Raw genomic sequence first — 19,156 nt, 5'->3', positions numbered from 1 at the left:
CCCATACGTCCGCGTGCGGAATGCTGATCGGGTGTGGGCACAGGTCAGCGTTTCACCGTCCCTGTCCCGCCATGTTGAAGCATGGGTCCTCGGGACGAGCCCGAGGATGACGGGTTTAGGCGTTGAATTGCAATCATGGGTGGTTCAGCGTCCGCCGATGAAACGGGAACGGGTCTTCATCGCGACCTACATCATGACCAACGCGCCGCGCGGGACGCTGTATGTCGGTGTGACCAGCAATCTGCATGCGCGTTGTCGGCAGCATCGTGACGGGACGTTCGGAGGGTTCACGTCGGACCATGGGCTGACGCGGCTTGTCTGGTTGCAGCCGTTCGAATTCATGACCTCGGCGATCCGGTGCGAGAAGCGGATCAAACACTATGTCCGCGACTGGAAGATCAATCTGATCGAGCGGGACAATCCGCACTGGGAGGATCTGGCCGCGAACTGGGATCGTCCGCCGGTGTGGAAGCACGGGCCGACGGACGAATAAGGTTTCGCCCTCGCCACTGCCGTCCCCCCCCAATTCCGGCATCCTCGGGCTTATCCCGAGGACCCATGCGTCCACGTGTGGAATTTTGATCGTGTGTGGGGATGTGGCGGCGTTTCACCGTCCCTGTCCGGCCTTGCTGAACCGTGGGTCCTCGGGACAAGCCCGAGGATGACGGGGTTTGGATGACGGTTATCTAGAACCTCAATCCATCAACTGCTGCGCCAGATAGACATAGTGCCGGGCCCAGCGGCGGGCATTGGCGACCGGGTCGGCGTCGTTGGAGTGACCGCCGGAGGTCTCTTCGTAATAGAGGTGGTCGTAGCCCATGTCGCCGAGACGGGCGGCGAACTTCCTCGCATGGCCCGGGTGGACGCGGTCGTCGCGGGTGTTGGTGGTGATGTAGAGGCGGGGGTAGTCCGCTCCTCGGCGCAGGTTCTGGTAGCCGGAATAGCGGGCGATGAAGGCGGCGTCGGCGGGGACGCGCGGGTCGCCGTATTCGCCGATCCAGGAGGCGCCGGCGGGCAGTTCCCAATAGCGCAGCATGTCGATCAGGGGGCTTTCGATGACCGCCGCATTGAACAGCTCCGGATGCTGGGTGATCGAGACCGAGGTCAGGACCCCGCCGTTGGAGCGGCCGTAGATGCCGAGGCGGCGCGGCGAGGTGATGCGGCGCTCTTCCAGATCGCGGGCCACGGCGGCGAAGTCGTCAAAGGCCAGCTGGCGGTGGTCACGCAGGGCGGCGTCGTGCCAGGCGGGACCGAACTCGCCGCCGCCGCGGATGTTGGCGATGACGAAAGCGCCGCCGTTCTCGAGCCACAGCTTGCCCATCTCGGGCTTGTAGGCGGGCGGATAGGCGATGGAGAAGCCGCCGTAGCCGAACATGATCGTCGGCGTCGATGCGTTCATCGGGGCGTCCCTGGGACGGACCACGAAATAGGGGATCTTCGTCCCGTCGGACGAGGTGGCCTCGAACTGTTCAACGACGTCCCTGGAGGCGTCGAAGCGGGCCGGGGCCGAGCGGATGACATTGGCGGTCGACTGGTTCAGGTCGGCGATGGCCAGGGTCGGCGGGGTCAGGAAGCCTTCGAAGCTGTAGAAGATCCGGCCCGACTTGCGGTCGAACGCGCCCAGATGGACGGCGGCGTTGTCGGCGGCCGGGAGGACGGTCTGGGTCCAGGGCCGGGTGGCGTTGTTGTTGAACGAGACGACATGGCCGATGACGTTGTCATAGACGGTGGCGACGATCTTCTCGTCCATCACCGCCACCTCCTCGATCGACTGGCGCGGGGTCGGAACCAGGACGATGTCGGATTCGGTCGACATGAAGATGTTGCCGTCGGTCGGCGGGCGCAGGACGTTGAGGCTGACGGCCAGGAGCGAACCGGCGGTGCGGGTGTTGCCGCGCCGGGTCCAGTCCTGATCCGGGGTGAAGACCAGCCGGTTGTCGATCATGCCGTGGATGCTGACCTTTTCCGGCAGGCCGAGCTTGATGGTTTTGGCGCCGTCGATCAGCCAGGTTTCCTGGCGGAAGGTGTCGAGCGGGCGTGAGACGATGACGGCCTGAAGCTCGCCCGCGCCGTTGCGGAAGGCGCGCGGGCTGACGCCGTAGCCGCCGTCCGAGGCGGCGCCGCGGAAGATCTCGACGGCCTGATCCAGACCCTGACCCCGGCGCAGACCCTTGACGATGAAGGGATAGCCGCTCTCGGTCAGGGCGCCGGGGCCGAAGTCGGTGGCGACCAGAAGCGTGTCCTTGTCGAGCCATTCGATGCGGTGCTTGCCCTCGGGCAGGACGAAGCCGCCCCCCGAGACAGGATCGACGAAGGCCTTGGTCGTGGTGTCGAACTCGCGGACCACGACAGCGTCCTTGCCGCCGTCGGAGAGGGAGATCAGGCAGCGGGTCTCGTCGGGCGGCAGGCAGTCGGCGCCCTTCCAGACCCAGTCCTTGCCCTCGGCCTTCGACAGGGCGTCGATGTCGATCAGGGTCTCCCAGTCGGGCGTCGCCGAGCGGTAGGAGGCCAGGGTCGTGCGCCGCCACAGGCCCTTGGGATTGGTCGCGTCCTGCCAGAAGTTTCCGATGCCGTCGCCGAGGAACGACGGGGCCGCGATCCGGTCGGTCGCCGACAGGATGTCGAAGGCCTGCTGGCGGAAGGGCTCGTAGCGGCGGTCGCCGGTCAGGGCCTTGAGGCTCTTCTCGTTCTCGGAGGCGACGAAGGCCATGGCCTCGGTCCCGTTGACCTCCTCCAGCGCCAGATGCTCGTCGGCGGCGCGGACCCCGGCGGGGGACAGGTCGCGCGGCATGTGGGGCGGGGTCGATTGGGCGAGGGCTGTGGTGGCCGTCGTCGCGAGCAGGACCGCCGACAGGGTCAGAACGAGACTACGCATCTTTAAACTCCGTCATCCTCGGGCTTGTCCCGAGGACCCATGTTTCCGCGACCCGACCGCTGCCGGTTTCGCACCCCGGTTGCCGTCATCGACCGCGTGTGTCGACCCATAGGTCCTCGGGACGAGCCCGAGGATGACGGAATTCAGATCACTGCTGCGCCGGCTGATCCATCAGGCGACGGGTCAGATAGGTGTATTCCAGCGCGATCCGGCGGGCGGTTTCCAGCAGATTCGCTCCGGCCGCGTGGCCGCCGTCGGTGTTTTCGTAGAAGAGGACCGGATAGCCGAGCTCTTCCAGGCGGGCGGCGGCCTTGCGGGCGTGGCCCGGGTGGACGCGGTCGTCCTTGGTCGAGGTGTGGATGAAGACCTCGGGGTAGTTCATGCCCGCGCGCAGGTTCTGGTAGGGCGAATAGGCCTGGATCCAGGCGCGCTCTTCGGGGACGTCCGGATTGCCGTATTCGCCCTGCCAGGACGCGCCGGCCAGCAGCTTGTTGAAGCGCAGCATGTCGAACAGGGGGACCTGGATGACGGCGGCGTTGATCAGGTCCGGGCGCTGGGTCAGCATGGCGCCCATGAACAGGCCGCCCTGCGAGCCGCCCATGATGCCGAGCTTGGGCTGCGACGTGATGTGGCGGGCCTCGAGGTCCAGCGCCACGGCCTGGAAGTCCTCATGCGCCTTGTGGCGGTTCTCCTGCAGGGCCGCATCGTGCCATTTGGGTCCGAACTCGCCGCCGCCGCGCGTATTGGCCACGACATAGACGCCGCCGCGCTCGAGCCACAGCTTGCCGACGGTCGCCGAATAGCCGGGCAGGAGCGAGTTCTCGAAACCGCCGTAGCCGTAGAGCAGCGTCGGGTTGGAGCCGTCCATCGGGATGTCCGACTTGTGGACCACGAAATAGGGGATCATCGTCCCGTCGGCCGAGCGGGCCTCGAACTGGTCGACCTGCATGCCGGTGGCGTCGAACTTGGCCGGCAGGGATTTGACCACGGCGGCGGCGCCCGTGGCGGCGTCGGCGAGGTAGAGGCTGGACGGGTTCAGATAGCCGGCGACGGAGACGAACAGGCGGTCGTCGGTCTCGCTGGCCGAGCCGACGCCGACGGTGACGTTGCGCGGAAGGTCCATGCGGCTGTGGCTCCAGTCGGACGGGTCATAGACCTCGATCCCGCCCCGGACGTTGTCGAACAGGGCCACGACCAGTTTGTTGCGGGTGGCGGTCAGGCCCTCGATGGCCTGACGTTCGGTCGGGCGGATGACCAGCTTCGCCTGGGTCTTCGAATCGGCCAGCCAGGCGTCGAGGTTCCAGGCGATGACGTCGCCGGTCAGGAAGGTCTGGCCGGACGGGGCGGTCCAGTCCTGTTTCATCGAGACGATCAGTTGGCCCTGGACCAGGGCGTTGATGTCGGACTTGGCGGGCAGCTCCAGCTTCGTCGTGGAGCCGTCGGCGTTGAGGCGGAAGGTTTCGCTCTCATAGAAGTTGACGGCGCGGTTGATCAGGGTCGCCTTGATCACCCCGTCGGCGTCGCGGAGCGCATAGCCGGAGACCGAGACGTCCGAGGGCTGGCCGGTGAAGACGGTCTCGGCCTGATCGACGGTCTGGCCGCGCGTCAGCCGTTTGACGATCATCGGATAGTTCGAGGTGGTCAGGGTGCCCGGGCCGAAATCGCGCGAGATCAGCAGGGTGTCGGCGTCGATCCACGAGGCGCCGCCCTTGGACTCGGGCAGGGAGAAACCGTTCTCCACGAAGGTCTTCGAGACGCTGTCGAACTCGCGCACGACCACGGCGTCCTTGCCGCCGTCGGACAGGGAAACGAGGCAGAGGCGTTCGTCCGGCGGCAGGCAGGAGGCGCCCTTGTAGACCCAGTTCTTGCCTTCCGAGGCGGCGAGGGCGTCGAAGTCGAGCACCGTCTCCCATTGCGGGGTCTCGGAGCGGTAGCTGTCCAGCGTGGTCTTGCGCCAGACGCCGCGAACATGGTCGGCGTCCTGCCAGAAGTTCGTGATCGTGCCGTCGTGGTTGAAGCCCGGGGCCGGGATGCGGTCCTTCGACTGGACGATGGCCAGGGCCTGCTGGTGCAGGGGCTCGTAGCGCGGATCGCCTTGCAGGATGCCGAGGCTGCGTTCGTTGTGCGCCTTGACCCATTCCATGGCGCGGGCGCCGTCGACCTCTTCCAGCCACAGATACGGATCGGTCGCGTCCGAGGTGGCGAAGCCGCCCTCGGGGATCGGGGGATTGGCGAGAGGCGCGGATGCGGAAGCGGGAGCGGTCGTTTGGGCCATGGCGGCGGTGGTCATTCCGGTTGCGGCGAGGAGGACGGCGGCCGAGGCCAGCGAGCGCATCATATGGGAACTTCTTGAAGGTGGCGGCACCTTAGCGGTGGAGATGTGCCCGACAAGGTTACGGATTGTTCATTCTGGAAGGCGCTAACGCTCGGCTCGCCCCCGGTTACGACCTGGGGTCGGCCCGAGGATAAACTCTGCCTCGCTGCTTGAGCGCAGGCTGCGACGCTCAGTCGCCGTCGTCGGGGATGCAGAGCAGGTGACCGCAGGCCTTGCAGTGGACGGCGTCGGGGTCGTGCTTCTGCAGGCCGCATTTGTCGCAGGGGAAGCGGACCTTGTGCGGCCGCAGCAGGGCCTGTCCCAGGCGCACGAACAGGGTGATGCCGATCAGCATGACGGAGATGGACAGGATGCGCCCCCACGCGCCCGGCAGGGTGATGTCGCCGAAGCCCGTCGTGGTCAGGGTGGCGACGGTGAAATACAGGGCGTCCAGATAGCCGTTGATGCCGTCGTGACGGCCCCGGAAGGTGGTGTAGACGAAGCCGGTCACCACGAAAACGAAGGTGACCAGGGCCGACAGGGCGCGGGTGATCTCCTCGACGCGGGTATCGTCGAACCGACGTCCGATGGTGCGCCAGAACATGTCGGAGTTGAGCAGGGTCCAGAGCCTGAGGATACGCAGGAAGCCGAGGTTGACGGCCCAGGCGGGGGCCAGCAGCGACCCCAGCACGACCAGATCAACCCAGTTGATCGGTCGCCGGAACCAGTCCTTCCAGTCCGAATAGGCGGTGATCCGCGCTGCCAGGTCGAGGATCAACAGGGCGGCGATGCAGTAGTCGACCGTATAGAAGGCCCGGCCGTGGGCCTTGAGGATGGGCGCCGCGACGAAGAAGGCGATGATGGCCAGATCGACCAGGATCACCGCCAGCCGGAACCGCACCGCCGTCAGGCTGTCGCCGTGATAGAGGTAGCGCAGCCGGGCCTTGATCCGGAGGCCGTGATGCTTGTGCGAAGGGGCGGTCGGTTCGGCCATGAAGCAGCGATAACGCGCGTCGCGACAAACAGCACCTCTCCTTTCGTCATCCTCCGGCGACCTTCGCGCAAGCGGAGGGAGACCGGGGGACCCAGCGGCGCCGAAGGCGATCTGTTCAGGCGCGATGCCGAAAGGCTCCGCTCGCGGCAGGTTCGCGCTCGCGCGCGCCGCTGGGTCCCCCGGTCTGCGCCGCGAAGATGCGGCTTGCCGGAGGATGACGAAAGAAGGGGAGCGATTTGGGAACCGGCTTCACCATGCGTATATACCGGCCGAAATGACCCGTCCCTTCGTCAAGATGAACGGCGCCGGCAACGACTTCGTCGTGGTCAATGCGCTCGACCGGCCCTTTACGCCGACGACGGAACAGGTGCGCGCGCTGGGCGACCGGGACACGGGCGAGGGCTTCGACCAGCTGATCGCCATCGAGCCGTCGGAGACCGGCGACGCCTTCATGCGGGTGTGGAACAGTGACGGCTCGGCGGTCGAGACCTGCGGCAACGCCCTGCGCTGCGTCGGCTGGATGCTGATGCAGGCGTCCGGAGCGGACACGGTGACTATCGACACCCTGGGTGGACCGGCGGTCGCATCGAAGCCGAACGATGGGCTCGGCGAATTCCGGATCACCGTCGACATGGGGGCGCCGCGGCTGGACTGGCGCCAGATCCCCCTGTCGGAAGAGATGGATACGCGCGGCATCGAGCTGCAGATCGGGCCGATCGACGCGCCGGTGCTGCATACGCCCGGCGCGGTCTCGATGGGCAATCCGCACGTCGTCTTCTTCATGGATCATACGCCCGACGACGCCTTCGTGCGCGGCTCGGGATCGCTGATCGAGCACCATCCGCTGTTTCCCGAAGCGGTGAATGTCGGCTTCGCCCATGTCGAGGCGCGCGACCGGATCCGCTTTCGGGTGTGGGAGCGGGGCGCGGGCCTGACCAGGGCCTGCGGCACCGGCGCCTGCGCGGCGCTCGTCGCCACGGCGCGGCGTGGCCTGACCGACCGCAAGGCCACGGTGGTCATGGACGGCGGTGAGGTGGTCATCGACTGGGATGAGGCCACCGACCACGTCTTCATGACCGGCCCGGTCGAGGTCGAACGGACGGGCGGGCTGCCGTTCTAAATCCACCCGTCATCCTCGGGCTTGTCCCGAGGACCCAGACTTCCGCGCGCGGGATGTTGATCGCGTCTGGTGATGCTGCAGCGTCCGCCGTCTCTGTCCGGCTGTGTTGAACAATGGGTCCTCGGGACAAGCCCGAGGATGACGGATTTATATGTTTAGCTCTCGCGCTGACGTACTCTCAACCAACTGACGAAGGCGGCGAGCGCCGGGGGCGGGTGGCGGCGCGAGGGGTAGTAGAGGAAGGGGCCCTCGAACGGCGGCAGCCAGTCCTCGAACAGGGACACCAGACGACCCGCCGCGATGTCGGCCTCCGCCCAGGCCGAGAAGGTGGCGTGAAAGCCGAGGCCGTCGACGGCGGCGCGGGCGGCGAGGATGCGGTCGGTGACGGTGAAGGCGCCCTCCGGATGGATGCGGATGACCCGGTCGTCCTTCTCGAACTCCCAGACCACGACCCCGCCCGGCAGTTTCATGCGGATACAGGGCAGGGCGGCCAACGCTTCGGGACTGTCGGGCGTGCCGACCCGTTCCAGAAGTGAAGGGGCGGCGACGAGGACGAAGCGTTCGGGCGCGCCGAGGGGCACGGCGATCATGTCCTTGTCGAGACTCTCTCCATAACGGACCCCGGCGTCGAAGCCCGCCCCGATGACGTCGGTGAAACCGTCGTCGACCACCAGCTCCAGCTGCACGCCCGGATGGGCGGCGAGGAAGGGGGCGATCAGGGGGCCCAGGGCGATCTCGGCCGCGCCCGGGGCGTTGATGCGCAGACGCCCCACGGGTTCGTCGGAGGGCAGGCCGGTGGCGGCGAGCGCCAGATCCAGATCCTCGAGCGCCCCACCGACGCGGGCGATCAGGGCCTCTCCGGCCTCGGTCGGGGAGACGCTGCGGGTGGTGCGGTTCAGGAGCCGGGTCCCGAGCCCGTCCTCCAGCGCCCGGATGCGCTCCGAGAGGCTGGACGGCGACAGGCCGTGCTCGGCCGCCGCGCGCCGGAAGCCGCGATGGCGCGCCACCGAGACCAGCAGGGCCAGATCGTCGAGCGAAGGCTTCATTGTTCGAAAATCCGGATGAAGGCGGCGGCGTTGGTCGGATCATCGCACGATCAAGCGCGGCCGGGGAAGTTTCGGGCAGGTCTGCATCCAGTCGGATGTCCGGCGACGACTTGGGAGGGAAAGGCGGATGGTCCGCCGGGAGACCCACGATGATCCGTCACCGCGCCGTCCTCGCTCTCGCCGTTTCCGCCGGCCTGACCCTTGGGGCCGGATTGGCCGCGCCCGCCCGCGCCGAACCGGTTCAGGCCGCCGCCCAGGCGGTGGTCGAGACCCCGATCCCGGGCTTCCCCCATGCGGTGCTCTACAGCCTGCCGGGCGAGGAGGCCCGACCGGTGGCGGTCATTCTGGCCGGGGCCGACGGCGGCGATGAGGGCGGCAAGCGGTTCGGGCCGATTCTGGCGCGGATGGGCTATGCGACGGTCAGCCTGCCCTACTACTCCCCGAACTGGGGCGAATACGCGCCGCCGCCGCAGTACCCGGACCTGCCGGGCAGTTTCATCGACATCCGTATCGACCAGATCGGCGAGTTGCGTGAGGCGCTGAAAGCCTTTCCGACCGCCGACGTCGAACGGTTCGGCCTGTTCGCGGCCTCCAAGGGCTCGGAGTTCGCCCTGATCGCGGCCAGCCGCTATTCGTGGATCGACGCCGTGGTCGCCTATACGCCCAGCGATCTGGTCTGGGAGGGCTGGGGTCTGGAGATGGTCGAGGCCGAGGGAACGCGGTCGTCGTTTTCATTCGCGGGGCGGCCGCTGGCCTTCATGCCCTATCGCGGCTTCGTCGAGGGGCTGATGGCCGGGCCTGGCAAGGCGGACCTGAGGGCCATCCATGAGAACGGCCGCGCCGACCATCCCGAGCGGGAGGCGGCGGCGCGGATCCCGGTCGAGGACTATCCGGGCGCCCTGATGCTGATCGCGGGCGGGCGCGACGCCCAGTGGAACTCGGCGCGGCAGGCGCAGGGGATCGTCGCGGCGCGCGAAAAGGCTGGGCTGAAGACCGAGACCCTGATCTATCCGGAGGCGGGCCATGATCTGGTCGGGGGCGACGGGGGTCCGAGGTCCGATCCGCGAAGCGGCGGGACGCCCGAGGCCAATGCGACGGCGCGTCTGGACGCCTGGCCGCGGATCACGGCGTTTCTGGCGGAGAGTTTGAAACTCTAGCGCCCGCCCGCACGGCGCCAGGCGTCTCGCGCGGCGGCGAGACGGGCGGGGACCAGGCCGCGCAGGGAGGTCTGGTTGCGGCATTTGAGGCCGGTCTCGGCGCCTTTTGTCCAGGCCGTGTCGGCCTCGCAGGCGGTGCCGGCGGCGATATCGACGACGATGACGGGCGAGGGCAGGGCCATCTGGCGGTCGAGCCGAAGCTTCATGCCGTTGCTGGAGGTATCGACGATGACGCAGCCGAGTTCGAAGCCGGAGGCCAGAACCACGCCCCGAGCGTGACTGGGCCGGCGCGGCTCGAGGCGGCGGTCTTCCTGCTGGATAGTCATGGGTACTGAACGCTCAACTCTTGATCCAGGTCGCCGAGCCCTCCCGGCGGCGCCTGAAGCCCTACCCTTGGCGCAGAGTGGTTACCGCCCGATGTGCGTCGAGGGTTACCGTGGCCTCGGCCGCGATCCCGCCGGCCAGCATGGACCGGGTGATGCGCTCGAAGACCTGGATGAAGCGGGCGATGCGGGCGCGGTCGGGGGCGGGCAGGGCGTCGAGATCGAGGCCCATCAGCTCCGCCTCCTGCTGGCAGCGCCAGTCCAGAACCACGTCGAAGGACGGGGCCTTGAGGAAGAGGATGGCGTCGAAGGCTGAGAAGGCGCGGGCGTAGTCGCCTGCTAGTGCATCACTGACCAGATGCCGCCAGCGGCCGTCGGGATCGCGGTCACGCTCCAGATCATTGATGGATTCCGCGAGGTCGGCCTCCGGTTGGGCCTGCGCGCCGAGGCACCAGCCGTCGATCAGGATGACGGCGGGGCGGCCGGTGAAGACAGGCCATTGGTCGATGGGGAGCCGGTCGTCGGCGCGCTTGTCGAAGGCTGGGAGGGGCGTGGTCGTGTCCGGACCGGCGGCCCGGAGCGCCGCGACGGTCGCGGACAGAAGGTGGAGGTCGTAGGTCAGGGGCGGACCGCGCGTCTCCAGCAGCGGATGCAGGTCGCGGGCGAGGGCCTGACGCTCCGCCTTCGTCCGATAGACGTCGTCGAGGGACAGCTGGACGCCGTTCAGCGAGGCGGCAAGCGCGCGGGCGAGGGTGGTCTTGCCGGAGCCCTGCGCCCCGGCGATCCCGATCAGGGGGATGTGGCCCACCTCTTCTGACGAAGGTCGAACATGGGTCGCGATCAGGGCCCGGGCGGTCGCCTCGAGCCGGGGATCGATCACCTAGTGCTGGCTTTCCGGCAGGCGGACGACGAGGCCGTCGAGCGCGTCCGAGACGCGGATCTGGCAGGACAGGCGGGAGTTGGGCTCAACGTTCTCGGCGAAGTCCAGCATCGATTCCTCCATGGCGCTGGCCTTGCCGGCCTCCTGCAGCCAGTCGGCGTCGACATAGACGTGGCAGGTGGCGCAGGCGCAGGCGCCGCCGCAGTCGGCGTCGATGCCCGGGACGTTGTTGCGGATCGCGCCTTCCATGACCGAGAGGCCATTCTTGACCTCGACGGTCTGCTGGTCGCCGTCGTGCTGGATATAGGTGATCTTGGCCATGGCGGGGTCTTAGCAAGGGTCGGGAGAGAGGCAAAGCACCCGGATCGGTGTGTCAGGCCGCGACATAGACCCAGGCCTCGATTTCCGAGGCGAGGCGGACGCGGATGCGGCGGTAGAGGTCGCCTTCATAGGCGTCTGCGGCGGCGAGGTCGGCTGGCGTGATCTCGAAGACCACCCCCTCGACCGGGGTGGGGGCCGGGCCGCCGGGGATCAGGACGGGATAGACGGCGTCGCCGTCGGTGAGCGTGGAGCGGGTGAAGCCGTCGAGGCGGTCGGGGTCGCCGGTCAGCGGGCGCCCGAAGTGGGCGATCTGGATCGCGGGGTCCTGCAGCGTGCCATAGGCGAACAGCAGGACCCCGGTCATTTCAGTCGGATCAGGCCGCGGTCTTCTTGCGGTCCGGCGCCACCATCAGCTTCTTGGTTTCGGCGATGGCCTTGGCCGGATTCAGCCCCTTGGGGCAGACCTGGGCGCAGTTCATGATGGTGTGGCAGCGGTAGAGCTTGAACGGATCCTCAAGGTCGTCGAGGCGGCTCTGGGTCGCGTCGTCGCGGCTGTCGGAGATCCAGCGGTAGGATTGGAGCAGGGCCGCCGGGCCGAGATACTCGCCGGCGTTCCACCAGTAGCTGGGGCAGGACGTCGAGCAGCAGGCGCACAGGATGCACTCGTACAGGCCGTCCAGCTTGGCCCGGTCCGCCGGCGACTGCAGCCGCTCGGTGGTCGGATCGGGCTCGTCCGACTGGAGGTAGGGCTTGATCGAGTCGTACTGGGCGTAGAACAGCGTCAGGTCCGTCACCAGGTCCTTGACCACCGGCTGGTGGGGCAGGGGCGAAATGGCGATGGTCGAGGACGAGCATTCGTCCCAGCCCTTGGTGCAGGCCAGGGTGTTGCGCCCGTCGATGTTCATCGAGCAGGAGCCGCAGATGCCCTCGCGGCACGAGCGCCGGAACGACAGGGTCGGATCGATCTCGTTCTTGATGTGGATCAGGGCGTCCAGCAGCATCGGGCCGTGGTCGTCCGACGACACCTGGTATTCGTCCCAGCTGGGGTTCTGATCGACGTTCGGGTCGTAACGATAGACCTTGTAGGTCTTGACGTTCCTGGCGCCCGGGGCGGCCTTGTAGACCTTGCCCTTCCTGGGGCGCGATCCAATGGGAAGAGTGAATTCAGCCATCTCAGTAAACCCTCGCCTTGGGTTTGATGTACTCGATCTCGTCGGACATCGTGTAGGTGTGGACCGGGCGGTAGTCGATCTTGACCGGCTCGCCGGCGACCTTCCAGGCCAGGGTGTGCTTCATCCATTCGTCGTCGTGACGGTCGGGGAAGTCCTCGCGGGCGTGCGCGCCGCGGCTTTCCTGACGGTTGGCCGCGCCCTCGATGGTCACGAGCGCCAGGTCGATCAGGTTGTCGTATTCCAGGGTCTCGACCAGATCCGTGTTCCAGATCAGGCCGCGATCGGTGGTCTTGATGTCGGCCGAGCGGGCGTGGATGTCGCGCAGCTTGGCGACGCCCTCGTCCAGGGTCTTGCCGGTGCGGAAGACAGCGGCGTCCGACTGCATGGCGGCCTGCATCTCGGCCCGCAGATGGGCGGTCGAGGTCGAGCCGTTGGCGTTGCGGAAGCGCTCGAGGCGCGCTAGGTGCGGGGCGGTGGCTTCCGGCGGGGCGGCCGGGACCGGGGCGGCCTTGTCGACGATCTCGCCGGCGCGCAGACCCGCGGCGCGGCCGAAGACAACCAGGTCGGTGAGGGAGTTCGAGCCGAGGCGGTTGGCGCCGTGAACCGAGACGCAGGCCGCCTCGCCGACGGCCATTAGACCCTTGACCACGGTGTCGGCGTTGTCGCCGACCTTGGTCAGGACCTCGCCGTGATAGTTGGTGGGGATGCCGCCCATATTGTAGTGGACGGTCGGGATGACCGGGATCGGCTCCTTGGTCACATCGACGCCGGCGAAGATCTTGGCGCTTTCCGAGATACCGGGCAGGCGCTCGTGCAGGATCTTGGGATCGAGGTGGTCGAGGTGAAGGTTGATGTGGTCCTTCTTGGGACCGACGCCGCGGCCTTCGCGGATCTCCATGGTCATGGAGCGCGAAACGACGTCGCGCGAGGCGAGGTCCTTGGCCGACGGAGCGTAGCGCTCCATGAAGCGCTCACCCTCGGAGTTGGTCAGATAGCCGCCCTCGCCGCGGGCGCCCTCGGTGATCAGGCAGCCCGAGCCGTAGATCCCGGTCGGGTGGAACTGCACGAACTCCATGTCCTGCAGGGGCAGGCCGGCACGCAGCACCATGGCGTTGCCGTCGCCGGTGCAGGTGTGGGCCGAGGTGGCCGAGAAATAGGCGCGGCCGTAGCCGCCGGTGGCGAGGATGACCAGCTTGGCGCGGAACTGGTGCAGGGTGCCGTCGTCCAGCTTCCAGGCGGTGACGCCCGTGCAGACGCCGTCCTGCATGATCAGGTCCAGGGCGAAGTATTCGATGAAGAATTTCACCTCGCGACGGACCGACTGGCCGTACAGGGTGTGCAGGATGGCGTGGCCGGTGCGGTCGGCGGCGGCGCAGGTGCGCTGGACCGGGCCCTCGCCGTAGTTGCGGGTCATGCCGCCGAAGGCGCGCTGGTAGATCTTGCCCTCGTCGGTGCGCGAGAAGGGCACGCCCCAGTGCTCGAGCTCATAGACGGCCTTGGGGGCCTCGCGGACCAGATACTCGATGGCGTCCTGGTCGCCCAGCCAGTCCGACCCCTTGACGGTGTCGTACATGTGCCATTTCCACGAATCCTCGCCCATGTTGCCGAGCGAGGCGGAGATGCCGCCCTGCGCCGCCACGGTGTGGGAGCGGGTCGGGAAGACCTTGGTGACGCAGGCGACCTTCAGGCCCTGCTGGGCGGCGCCGAGGGCGGCGCGCAGGCCCGAGCCGCCGGCGCCGACGACGACGACGTCGTATTCGTGGTCGATGAATTTCAGGTCCGTCACGCGATCAGGCTCCGATACCGGCGGGGAGCGGGGCCGAGCCCAGCGCCAGACGCACGATGAAGAAGACGCCGGCCGCGGCCAGCACGAAGAAGGCCAGGTTCAGAAGGCCGACGAGCAGCCCCTTGGTCCCGGGCTTGTGGATGTAGTCCTCGACGATGACCTTCCAGGCCAGGGCGCCGAAGAGGCAGAAGATCAGGACCGTGGCGATGGCCAGCCCGGCGTTCAGCTTGCCGGCGAACCAGGCGACGACGGTCTCGTAGCTCGCGCCCGTCAGGGTGAAGGCGGTCGAGGCGACCCAGACGCCGAGCGGCATCAGGGCGGCGAGGCAGAGTTTTTCCAGGGTCCATTCGCCGGCGCCGTGACGCTCGGAGATCTTGACCCCGTTCCTGAACTTTGCGGGATGACTCACAGCGAGATCCTTCCGGTGGCGAACAGGAGGGCGAAGAAGGCGACCGCCAACGGGACCGGGCCCCAGACGGCGATGTTGGACAGCAGGTTTGCAGGTTTGAGCGTCAGGCCCTGACCCGCGTCGTTGATCAGGTGGCGGGCGCCGTTCAGCAGGAAGGAGAACAGCACCACCGTCAGGCCGAAGCCGACGAACAGGCCCAGCGGCGTGGCCAGGCAAGCGCCGATACGGGCGAAGGCGTCCGGCCCGAAGGCGACCGCGCCGAGCCAGCCGACCAGCAGGACGGCCGCGACGCTGGCGGCGCCGATGGTCACCCGGAACAGGATGGAGGCCGCCATGGTGACGTGCCAGCGCCAGACCTGGAGGTGGGGCGACATGGGGCGCGGGCGGCCGTTGGGCTGGAGGACGTACCGGTCGTCGTGACCGGTCGAGTCGGGGGTGTTCGACATGCGAATGGTTCTCAAAACCCTGTGAATTCAGGCTTTCACCGTTTATGGGAGTGGCTTTAGGACCCCCCGTCAGGGGGTGTCAACGCGACGGGCGCCGCACTGCGGCAAGAAAAAGTGCGACGCCGTGTCCCGAGGGCGGAACCGATCACGTTTTCGCGTGTTGCCGCTTCCACGCTAGCCATGTGCGCCCGCGATCCGCATCGTGGGCCTATGCTGTTGCTTACCCTCATGATCGCCGGTGTTTCAGGCCTGTCGGGTCAGGAAACCGCCTATGCCCAGGCGGCCTCGAGCGAGGTCTATGCCGCCCCCGTGGTCCGCCCTTACGAGCCGCCGTCCGATTTCGGACGTCAGGTCGAGGAAGGGGACGTCAACCGTCCGATCCGCAGCCGCCCGATCACCGGACCGGTCGCGGTCGAGGCCTATCAGGGCAATTACGAACAGATTCGTTCGTCCGGCGAGATCGGCTATGTCGCGGCGGTCAACCGCGCCCGGGCCTCGGCCGACGCCCGGATGGGGTCGCTGGACGGGGTCTGGACGGCGACCGGCGCCGACGGCCGGCCGGTGCTGGATCTGGTTCTGTCGGATCGCGGATCGTCGAAGCCCGTCGAAGGCGCTCTGAGTTTGAACGATCAGACCCGCTCGACCGCCCCGGTCGAGTCCGTGACCCGGAACGGCGAAGAGACGGTGATCGAGGCCTCGGTGGGTGGGCGCGCCGTCAGGCTGCGCCTGCGACAGGCCGGTCAGGGCTGGACCGGAAGCCTGAGCGGTCTGGGCCGCGATCAGGCGGTTTCACTGACCCGCCCGGGCTGAAAATCCCAAGCGTAGCGGTAACCACGTTACGCGTTTCGGTTGCGCGACCTAACCTTGGTTATAACCGGCGGATTTAAAAGCGGTTCTTAAGGGGGCGGCAAGGACGTTGGCGGCATCCTGCGGTCATGACCAGCATCGACCTGAAAATCAGCCGCCTGACCATGTCACGGCTGCTCGACGGCGCCGAGCGTATCGCCATCGTGGTGCTCTACCTCATGATGGTGCACCGGTTCGTCGGCGATCTGGCCGCCAAGCCGGCCAATATCCTGTTCATCCTCTCCGAGGGGATGATCGCGGTGATGGTCCTGTTCCGGCGCGGCACGGAAGCGATCAGCCTCAGGCCGGTCGACTGGCTGACGGGGGTCCTGGGGACCGCCCTGCCGATGCTCTATCAGCCCACGGGCGGCGGCTGGAGCGGCGGGGCCATGCTGATGGCCGCGGGCCTGCTAATCAGTGTCGGCGCCAAGCTGTCGCTGCGCCGCAGCTTCGGCGTCGTCGCCGCCAACCGAGGGGTCAAGCGTTCGGGCCTGTACGCCGCCGTCCGCCACCCGATGTATCTGGGCTATCTGGTCACCTATATCGGCGCCTTCGCGGTCAACCCGAGCAGCTGGAACGCCGTGCTGCTGTCGGTCTGGCTGGTGTTCGAAGTGCTGCGCATCTACGCCGAGGAGCGCATCCTGATGCAGGACCCGGCTTATCAGGAACACGCCGCCAAGGTGAAGTACCGGCTGATCCCGGGAATCTGGTAGGCTCTTTCTTTTGGGCGCTACCGCTCGCGACGCGGTCGCTCGCTGCTTGAGCGCGGTTTTGGCGCTATCGCTTACGACGCGGTCGCCCGCTGCTTGAGCCCGGGCTCCCCTTTTTGAGCGCTATCACTCGGCGCGGCGCCTCCCTGCTTGAGCGCGGACTAGCCATCTATGATCCGCCACACTAGATGTGGCGAATGACCGATCCTGTTGTTCGCCCCGTCATTCGTCCCGTCGTTCGCCAGCATCCCGCCTTGCGGGACGACATCGGCGATCTGGTGACCCGCCGTCCGGTGCCCGGGCCGGGGCTGGAGCAGATGGATCCCTTCCTGTTCCTCAATCACCACGGGCCTCAGGTCTATCCGCCGAACAACCGGGGCCTGCCGTTCGGGCCGCACCCGCACCGGGGGTTCGAGACCGTCACCTTCATTCTGGACGGAGAGCTGGCGCACAACGATTCCGCCGACGGGGAGAGCATCATCAAGGCCGGGGGCATCCAGTGGATGACGGCCGGGTCGGGCCTGATCCATGCCGAACTGTCGCCGGCCGCCTTCAAGCGCGACGGCGGGCCGATGGAGATCCTGCAGCTCTGGGTCAATCTGCCGTCGCGGCTGAAGATGACGAAGCCGGACTATGTCGGACTGCAGGCGGCGGATATTCCGAGCTTCACCACCGACGAAGGCCGGGTGACGGTCGAGCCGGTCTCCGGCGTGTGGGGCGATGTGAACGCGCCGATCCAGTCGTTGATCGACATCCAGCTGGCGGTTCTGAAGTTCAAGGCGGGCGGGGTGTTCGAGGCGCCGATGGCGCGCGGCCGGACGGTGTTTCTCTATGTCGTGGCGGGCAAGATTTCGGTCGGCGGGACGCCGGTCGAGCCGTGGAATCTGATCGCGCTCGGCGACGGGGATACGGTCAAGATCGAGGCGACCTCGGACGCGGTGATCCTGCTGGGTCATGCCGAACCGATCGCCGAGCCGGTCGCCAGCCACGGCCCCTTCGTGATGAACACCCGCGAGGAGATCATCCAGGCCATCACCGACTATAACGCCGGCAAGTTCGGACCGCCGCCGAGGGTTTGATCGGCTCTATCCGGCCTGCATCTGCAGGGGCGCCGCTTCCGCAGCTGCAGGCTCCAGCGGGATCTCGAACCAGAAGGTCGAGCCGTGGCCGGGGGTGCTGTCCACCCCGATCCGGCCGCCCATCATGACTACCAGCCGGCGCGAGATGGCCAGGCCCAGGCCGGTGCCGCCATAGAGGCGGGTGGTCGAGCTGTCGGCCTGGGTGAAGCGGTCGAACAGCCGGTCGACCGCCTCGGGCGAGACGCCGATGCCGGTGTCGGTCACCTCGACGCGCAGTCCCGCATCCCTGGCCTGAAGGCTGAGGCCGATCCGGCCCGTCTCGGTGAATTTGATGGCGTTGGACAGGAAGTTGAGCACCACCTGACGCACCCGGCCCTCGTCGGCGACCATGGCGTGGGGCAGGGCGTCGGCGATGTCGAGATCCAGATCGAGGCCCTTCTCGCGGCACTGTTCGGCGATCATGGCGACGGCCCCCTCGGCCATCAGCCGGGGATCGAACGGGGCCGGGTCCAGCTCGAAGGCGTCGGCCTCGAGCCGGGAATAGTCGAGCACGTCATTGATCACCCCCAGAAGGGCGTTGGAGGCGGCCGAGATGCGGGTGGCGTAGTGCCGCTCCTTGTCGGTCAGGGTCGGGCTGGACTGCAGGAAGGCGGAAAAGCCGATGATCGAGGTCAGGGGGGTGCGGATTTCGTGGCTGGTGTTAGCCAAGAAGTCGGACTTGGCGCGGGTCGCGGCCTCGGCGGCGTCCCGGGCCTCGATCAGGGCGGTCTGGGCCTGGACCGTCTCGGTGATGTCCTGAAAGACGCCGAACAGGCGCACCGGCCGGCCCTCGGCGTCCATCTCGCAGCGCGCCTTGGAGCGGGTGGTGCGCTCCTGCCCGTCCGCACGGGTGATGCGGAGGGTAGCGTCATAACCTGTCCCGGTTCTGAGGGCCCGGTCGACCAAGGCCCGAACCACGGCGGCGTCCTCGGGATTATAGGCGCCGATGGCCGAATGCAGGGTGGGATCGACCGTCCCGGGCTGGAGCCCGTGGATGCGATAGACCTCGTCGGACCAGGTCACCTGACCGGTCGTCACATCGACGCTGAAGTGACCGACGCCGGCCATGGACTCGGCCAGCTCCAGGGTCTCGCGCTTGGCCGAGGCGGCGCGTTCGTCGCGTTCCAGTTCGAACAGATCCCCGGCCATGACGGCGAACCGGCGCAGGTGGTCGATCTCTTCGGCGCTCAGGGGCGGGCGCGGCTTGAAGTCCATCACGCCGAAAGAGCCGACGGCCTTGCCCGAGCGATCCGAGACCGTGGCCCCGGCGTAGAAGCGCAGGCCCTTGTCGCCCTTGACCAGATCGAGATCCTTGACGCGCGGGTCGGTCAGGCCGTCCTCGATCAGCAGCAGGGCGCCCGGACCCTCGGCGATCAGCAGCCGGGTCGGGCTGAAGGGGACGACGCCGACGGGGGATGTCGGGAAGCCGGGCAGGCCGATCAGGGTGCGCTGGGCGACCCGGTCGTCGACGAAGATGGAGCACAGGCCCACGGGCGCCGAAAACAGGGCGCACGCCGTCCGGACCAGACGGCCCATGGCGCTGTCATCACCGGATGCGGGTTCGAAGATACTTTGGGGCACGGTCTGAACCTGACACTCAATCGTAAAATCTAGGTCAGGTGGAACGCTGAGCGGCTAC

19 protein-coding genes are annotated in these 19,156 nt (G+C 67.6%); 6 read left to right on the top strand and 13 right to left on the bottom strand.

Annotation, left to right across the window (positions count from 1 at the left end; all coding sequences use genetic code 11):
- Window positions 1-157: 157 nt before the first annotated feature.
- A complete protein-coding gene (locus IFJ75_RS16475) occupies window positions 158-493 on the top strand; it encodes a GIY-YIG nuclease family protein (protein ID WP_207869530.1) in 336 nt (111 codons plus the stop codon).
- A 201-nt stretch (window positions 494-694) separates the two neighbouring features.
- On the opposite strand, the gene IFJ75_RS16470 is transcribed toward IFJ75_RS16475, so the two are convergent.
- From IFJ75_RS16470 to IFJ75_RS16460, 3 genes are all read right to left on the bottom strand, one after another.
- Window positions 695-2,875: a prolyl oligopeptidase family serine peptidase gene (locus IFJ75_RS16470; protein WP_207869528.1), complete on the bottom strand. Its 2,181-nt coding sequence runs from the start codon at window positions 2,873-2,875 to the stop codon at window positions 695-697.
- A 148-nt stretch (window positions 2,876-3,023) separates the two neighbouring features.
- A complete protein-coding gene (locus IFJ75_RS16465; RefSeq protein WP_207869526.1) occupies window positions 3,024-5,213 on the bottom strand; it encodes a prolyl oligopeptidase family serine peptidase in 2,190 nt (729 codons plus the stop codon).
- 166 nt (window positions 5,214-5,379) lie between these two features.
- The gene (locus IFJ75_RS16460; protein WP_207869525.1) at window positions 5,380-6,183 is read right to left on the bottom strand and encodes a potassium channel family protein; all 804 of its coding nucleotides are present in this window, start codon (window positions 6,181-6,183) and stop codon (window positions 5,380-5,382) included.
- 274 nt (window positions 6,184-6,457) lie between these two features.
- Between IFJ75_RS16460 and dapF the strand changes: the two genes are divergently transcribed.
- The gene (dapF, locus tag IFJ75_RS16455) at window positions 6,458-7,303 is read left to right on the top strand and encodes a diaminopimelate epimerase (protein WP_207869523.1); all 846 of its coding nucleotides are present in this window, start codon (window positions 6,458-6,460) and stop codon (window positions 7,301-7,303) included.
- A gap of 155 nt (window positions 7,304-7,458) precedes the next feature.
- On the opposite strand, the gene IFJ75_RS16450 is transcribed toward dapF, so the two are convergent.
- The gene (locus IFJ75_RS16450; RefSeq protein WP_207869521.1) at window positions 7,459-8,349 is read right to left on the bottom strand and encodes a LysR family transcriptional regulator; all 891 of its coding nucleotides are present in this window, start codon (window positions 8,347-8,349) and stop codon (window positions 7,459-7,461) included.
- A 149-nt stretch (window positions 8,350-8,498) separates the two neighbouring features.
- Here IFJ75_RS16450 and IFJ75_RS16445 point away from each other — a divergent pair, with 149 nt between their 5' ends.
- On the top strand, window positions 8,499-9,506 hold the full coding sequence (locus IFJ75_RS16445; RefSeq protein ID WP_207869519.1) for an acyl-CoA thioester hydrolase/BAAT C-terminal domain-containing protein: 1,008 nt from the start codon (window positions 8,499-8,501) through the stop codon (window positions 9,504-9,506).
- Here IFJ75_RS16445 and IFJ75_RS16440 read toward each other — a convergent pair.
- The 8 genes from IFJ75_RS16440 to sdhC form a co-directional block, all read right to left on the bottom strand.
- Complete coding sequence (locus IFJ75_RS16440; RefSeq protein ID WP_207869517.1) at window positions 9,503-9,832, bottom strand: PilZ domain-containing protein; 330 nt, start codon at window positions 9,830-9,832, stop codon at window positions 9,503-9,505. The two genes, IFJ75_RS16445 and IFJ75_RS16440, sit on opposite strands and share 4 nt — an antisense overlap.
- Before the next feature lie 61 nt (window positions 9,833-9,893).
- Window positions 9,894-10,709: a kinase gene (locus tag IFJ75_RS16435; RefSeq protein ID WP_207869515.1), complete on the bottom strand. Its 816-nt coding sequence runs from the start codon at window positions 10,707-10,709 to the stop codon at window positions 9,894-9,896.
- On the bottom strand, window positions 10,710-11,030 hold the full coding sequence (locus tag IFJ75_RS16430; RefSeq protein WP_207869513.1) for a 2Fe-2S iron-sulfur cluster-binding protein: 321 nt from the start codon (window positions 11,028-11,030) through the stop codon (window positions 10,710-10,712). It abuts the gene before it with no gap.
- A 52-nt stretch (window positions 11,031-11,082) separates the two neighbouring features.
- On the bottom strand, window positions 11,083-11,394 hold the full coding sequence (locus IFJ75_RS16425; protein WP_207869511.1) for a gamma-glutamylcyclotransferase family protein: 312 nt from the start codon (window positions 11,392-11,394) through the stop codon (window positions 11,083-11,085).
- 10 nt (window positions 11,395-11,404) lie between these two features.
- Complete coding sequence (locus IFJ75_RS16420) at window positions 11,405-12,202, bottom strand: succinate dehydrogenase iron-sulfur subunit (protein WP_207869509.1); 798 nt, start codon at window positions 12,200-12,202, stop codon at window positions 11,405-11,407.
- Between the two features lies 1 nt (window position 12,203).
- A complete protein-coding gene (gene sdhA / locus IFJ75_RS16415; protein WP_207869507.1) occupies window positions 12,204-13,988 on the bottom strand; it encodes a succinate dehydrogenase flavoprotein subunit in 1,785 nt (594 codons plus the stop codon).
- A gap of 4 nt (window positions 13,989-13,992) precedes the next feature.
- On the bottom strand, window positions 13,993-14,397 hold the full coding sequence (sdhD, locus tag IFJ75_RS16410) for a succinate dehydrogenase, hydrophobic membrane anchor protein (RefSeq protein WP_207869502.1): 405 nt from the start codon (window positions 14,395-14,397) through the stop codon (window positions 13,993-13,995).
- On the bottom strand, window positions 14,394-14,843 hold the full coding sequence (gene sdhC / locus IFJ75_RS16405) for a succinate dehydrogenase, cytochrome b556 subunit (protein WP_404822055.1): 450 nt from the start codon (window positions 14,841-14,843) through the stop codon (window positions 14,394-14,396). Before sdhC ends, sdhD begins: the two co-directional genes overlap by 4 nt.
- Before the next feature lie 216 nt (window positions 14,844-15,059).
- Here sdhC and IFJ75_RS16400 point away from each other — a divergent pair, with 216 nt between their 5' ends.
- From IFJ75_RS16400 to IFJ75_RS16390, 3 genes are all read left to right on the top strand, one after another.
- Complete coding sequence (locus IFJ75_RS16400; protein WP_207869500.1) at window positions 15,060-15,653, top strand: hypothetical protein; 594 nt, start codon at window positions 15,060-15,062, stop codon at window positions 15,651-15,653.
- Between the two features lie 125 nt (window positions 15,654-15,778).
- On the top strand, window positions 15,779-16,402 hold the full coding sequence (locus IFJ75_RS16395) for a methyltransferase family protein (RefSeq protein WP_207869498.1): 624 nt from the start codon (window positions 15,779-15,781) through the stop codon (window positions 16,400-16,402).
- Window positions 16,403-16,596: 194 nt separating this feature from the next.
- The gene (locus IFJ75_RS16390) at window positions 16,597-17,478 is read left to right on the top strand and encodes a pirin family protein (RefSeq protein ID WP_207869496.1); all 882 of its coding nucleotides are present in this window, start codon (window positions 16,597-16,599) and stop codon (window positions 17,476-17,478) included.
- Window positions 17,479-17,484: 6 nt separating this feature from the next.
- On the opposite strand, the gene IFJ75_RS16385 is transcribed toward IFJ75_RS16390, so the two are convergent.
- Entirely contained in the window at window positions 17,485-19,053 is a 1,569-nt protein-coding gene (locus IFJ75_RS16385; protein WP_207869494.1) for a GAF domain-containing sensor histidine kinase, read from the bottom strand.
- Between the last annotated feature and the right edge of the window lie 103 nt (window positions 19,054-19,156).

The sequence above is a fragment of the Brevundimonas goettingensis genome, from assembly GCF_017487405.1.
In the GTDB taxonomy this organism is placed as follows: Bacteria; Pseudomonadota; Alphaproteobacteria; order Caulobacterales; family Caulobacteraceae; genus Brevundimonas; species Brevundimonas goettingensis.
Note: the sequence above shows the minus strand (reverse complement) of the source record. Positions and strands in the feature narration are given on the sequence as shown.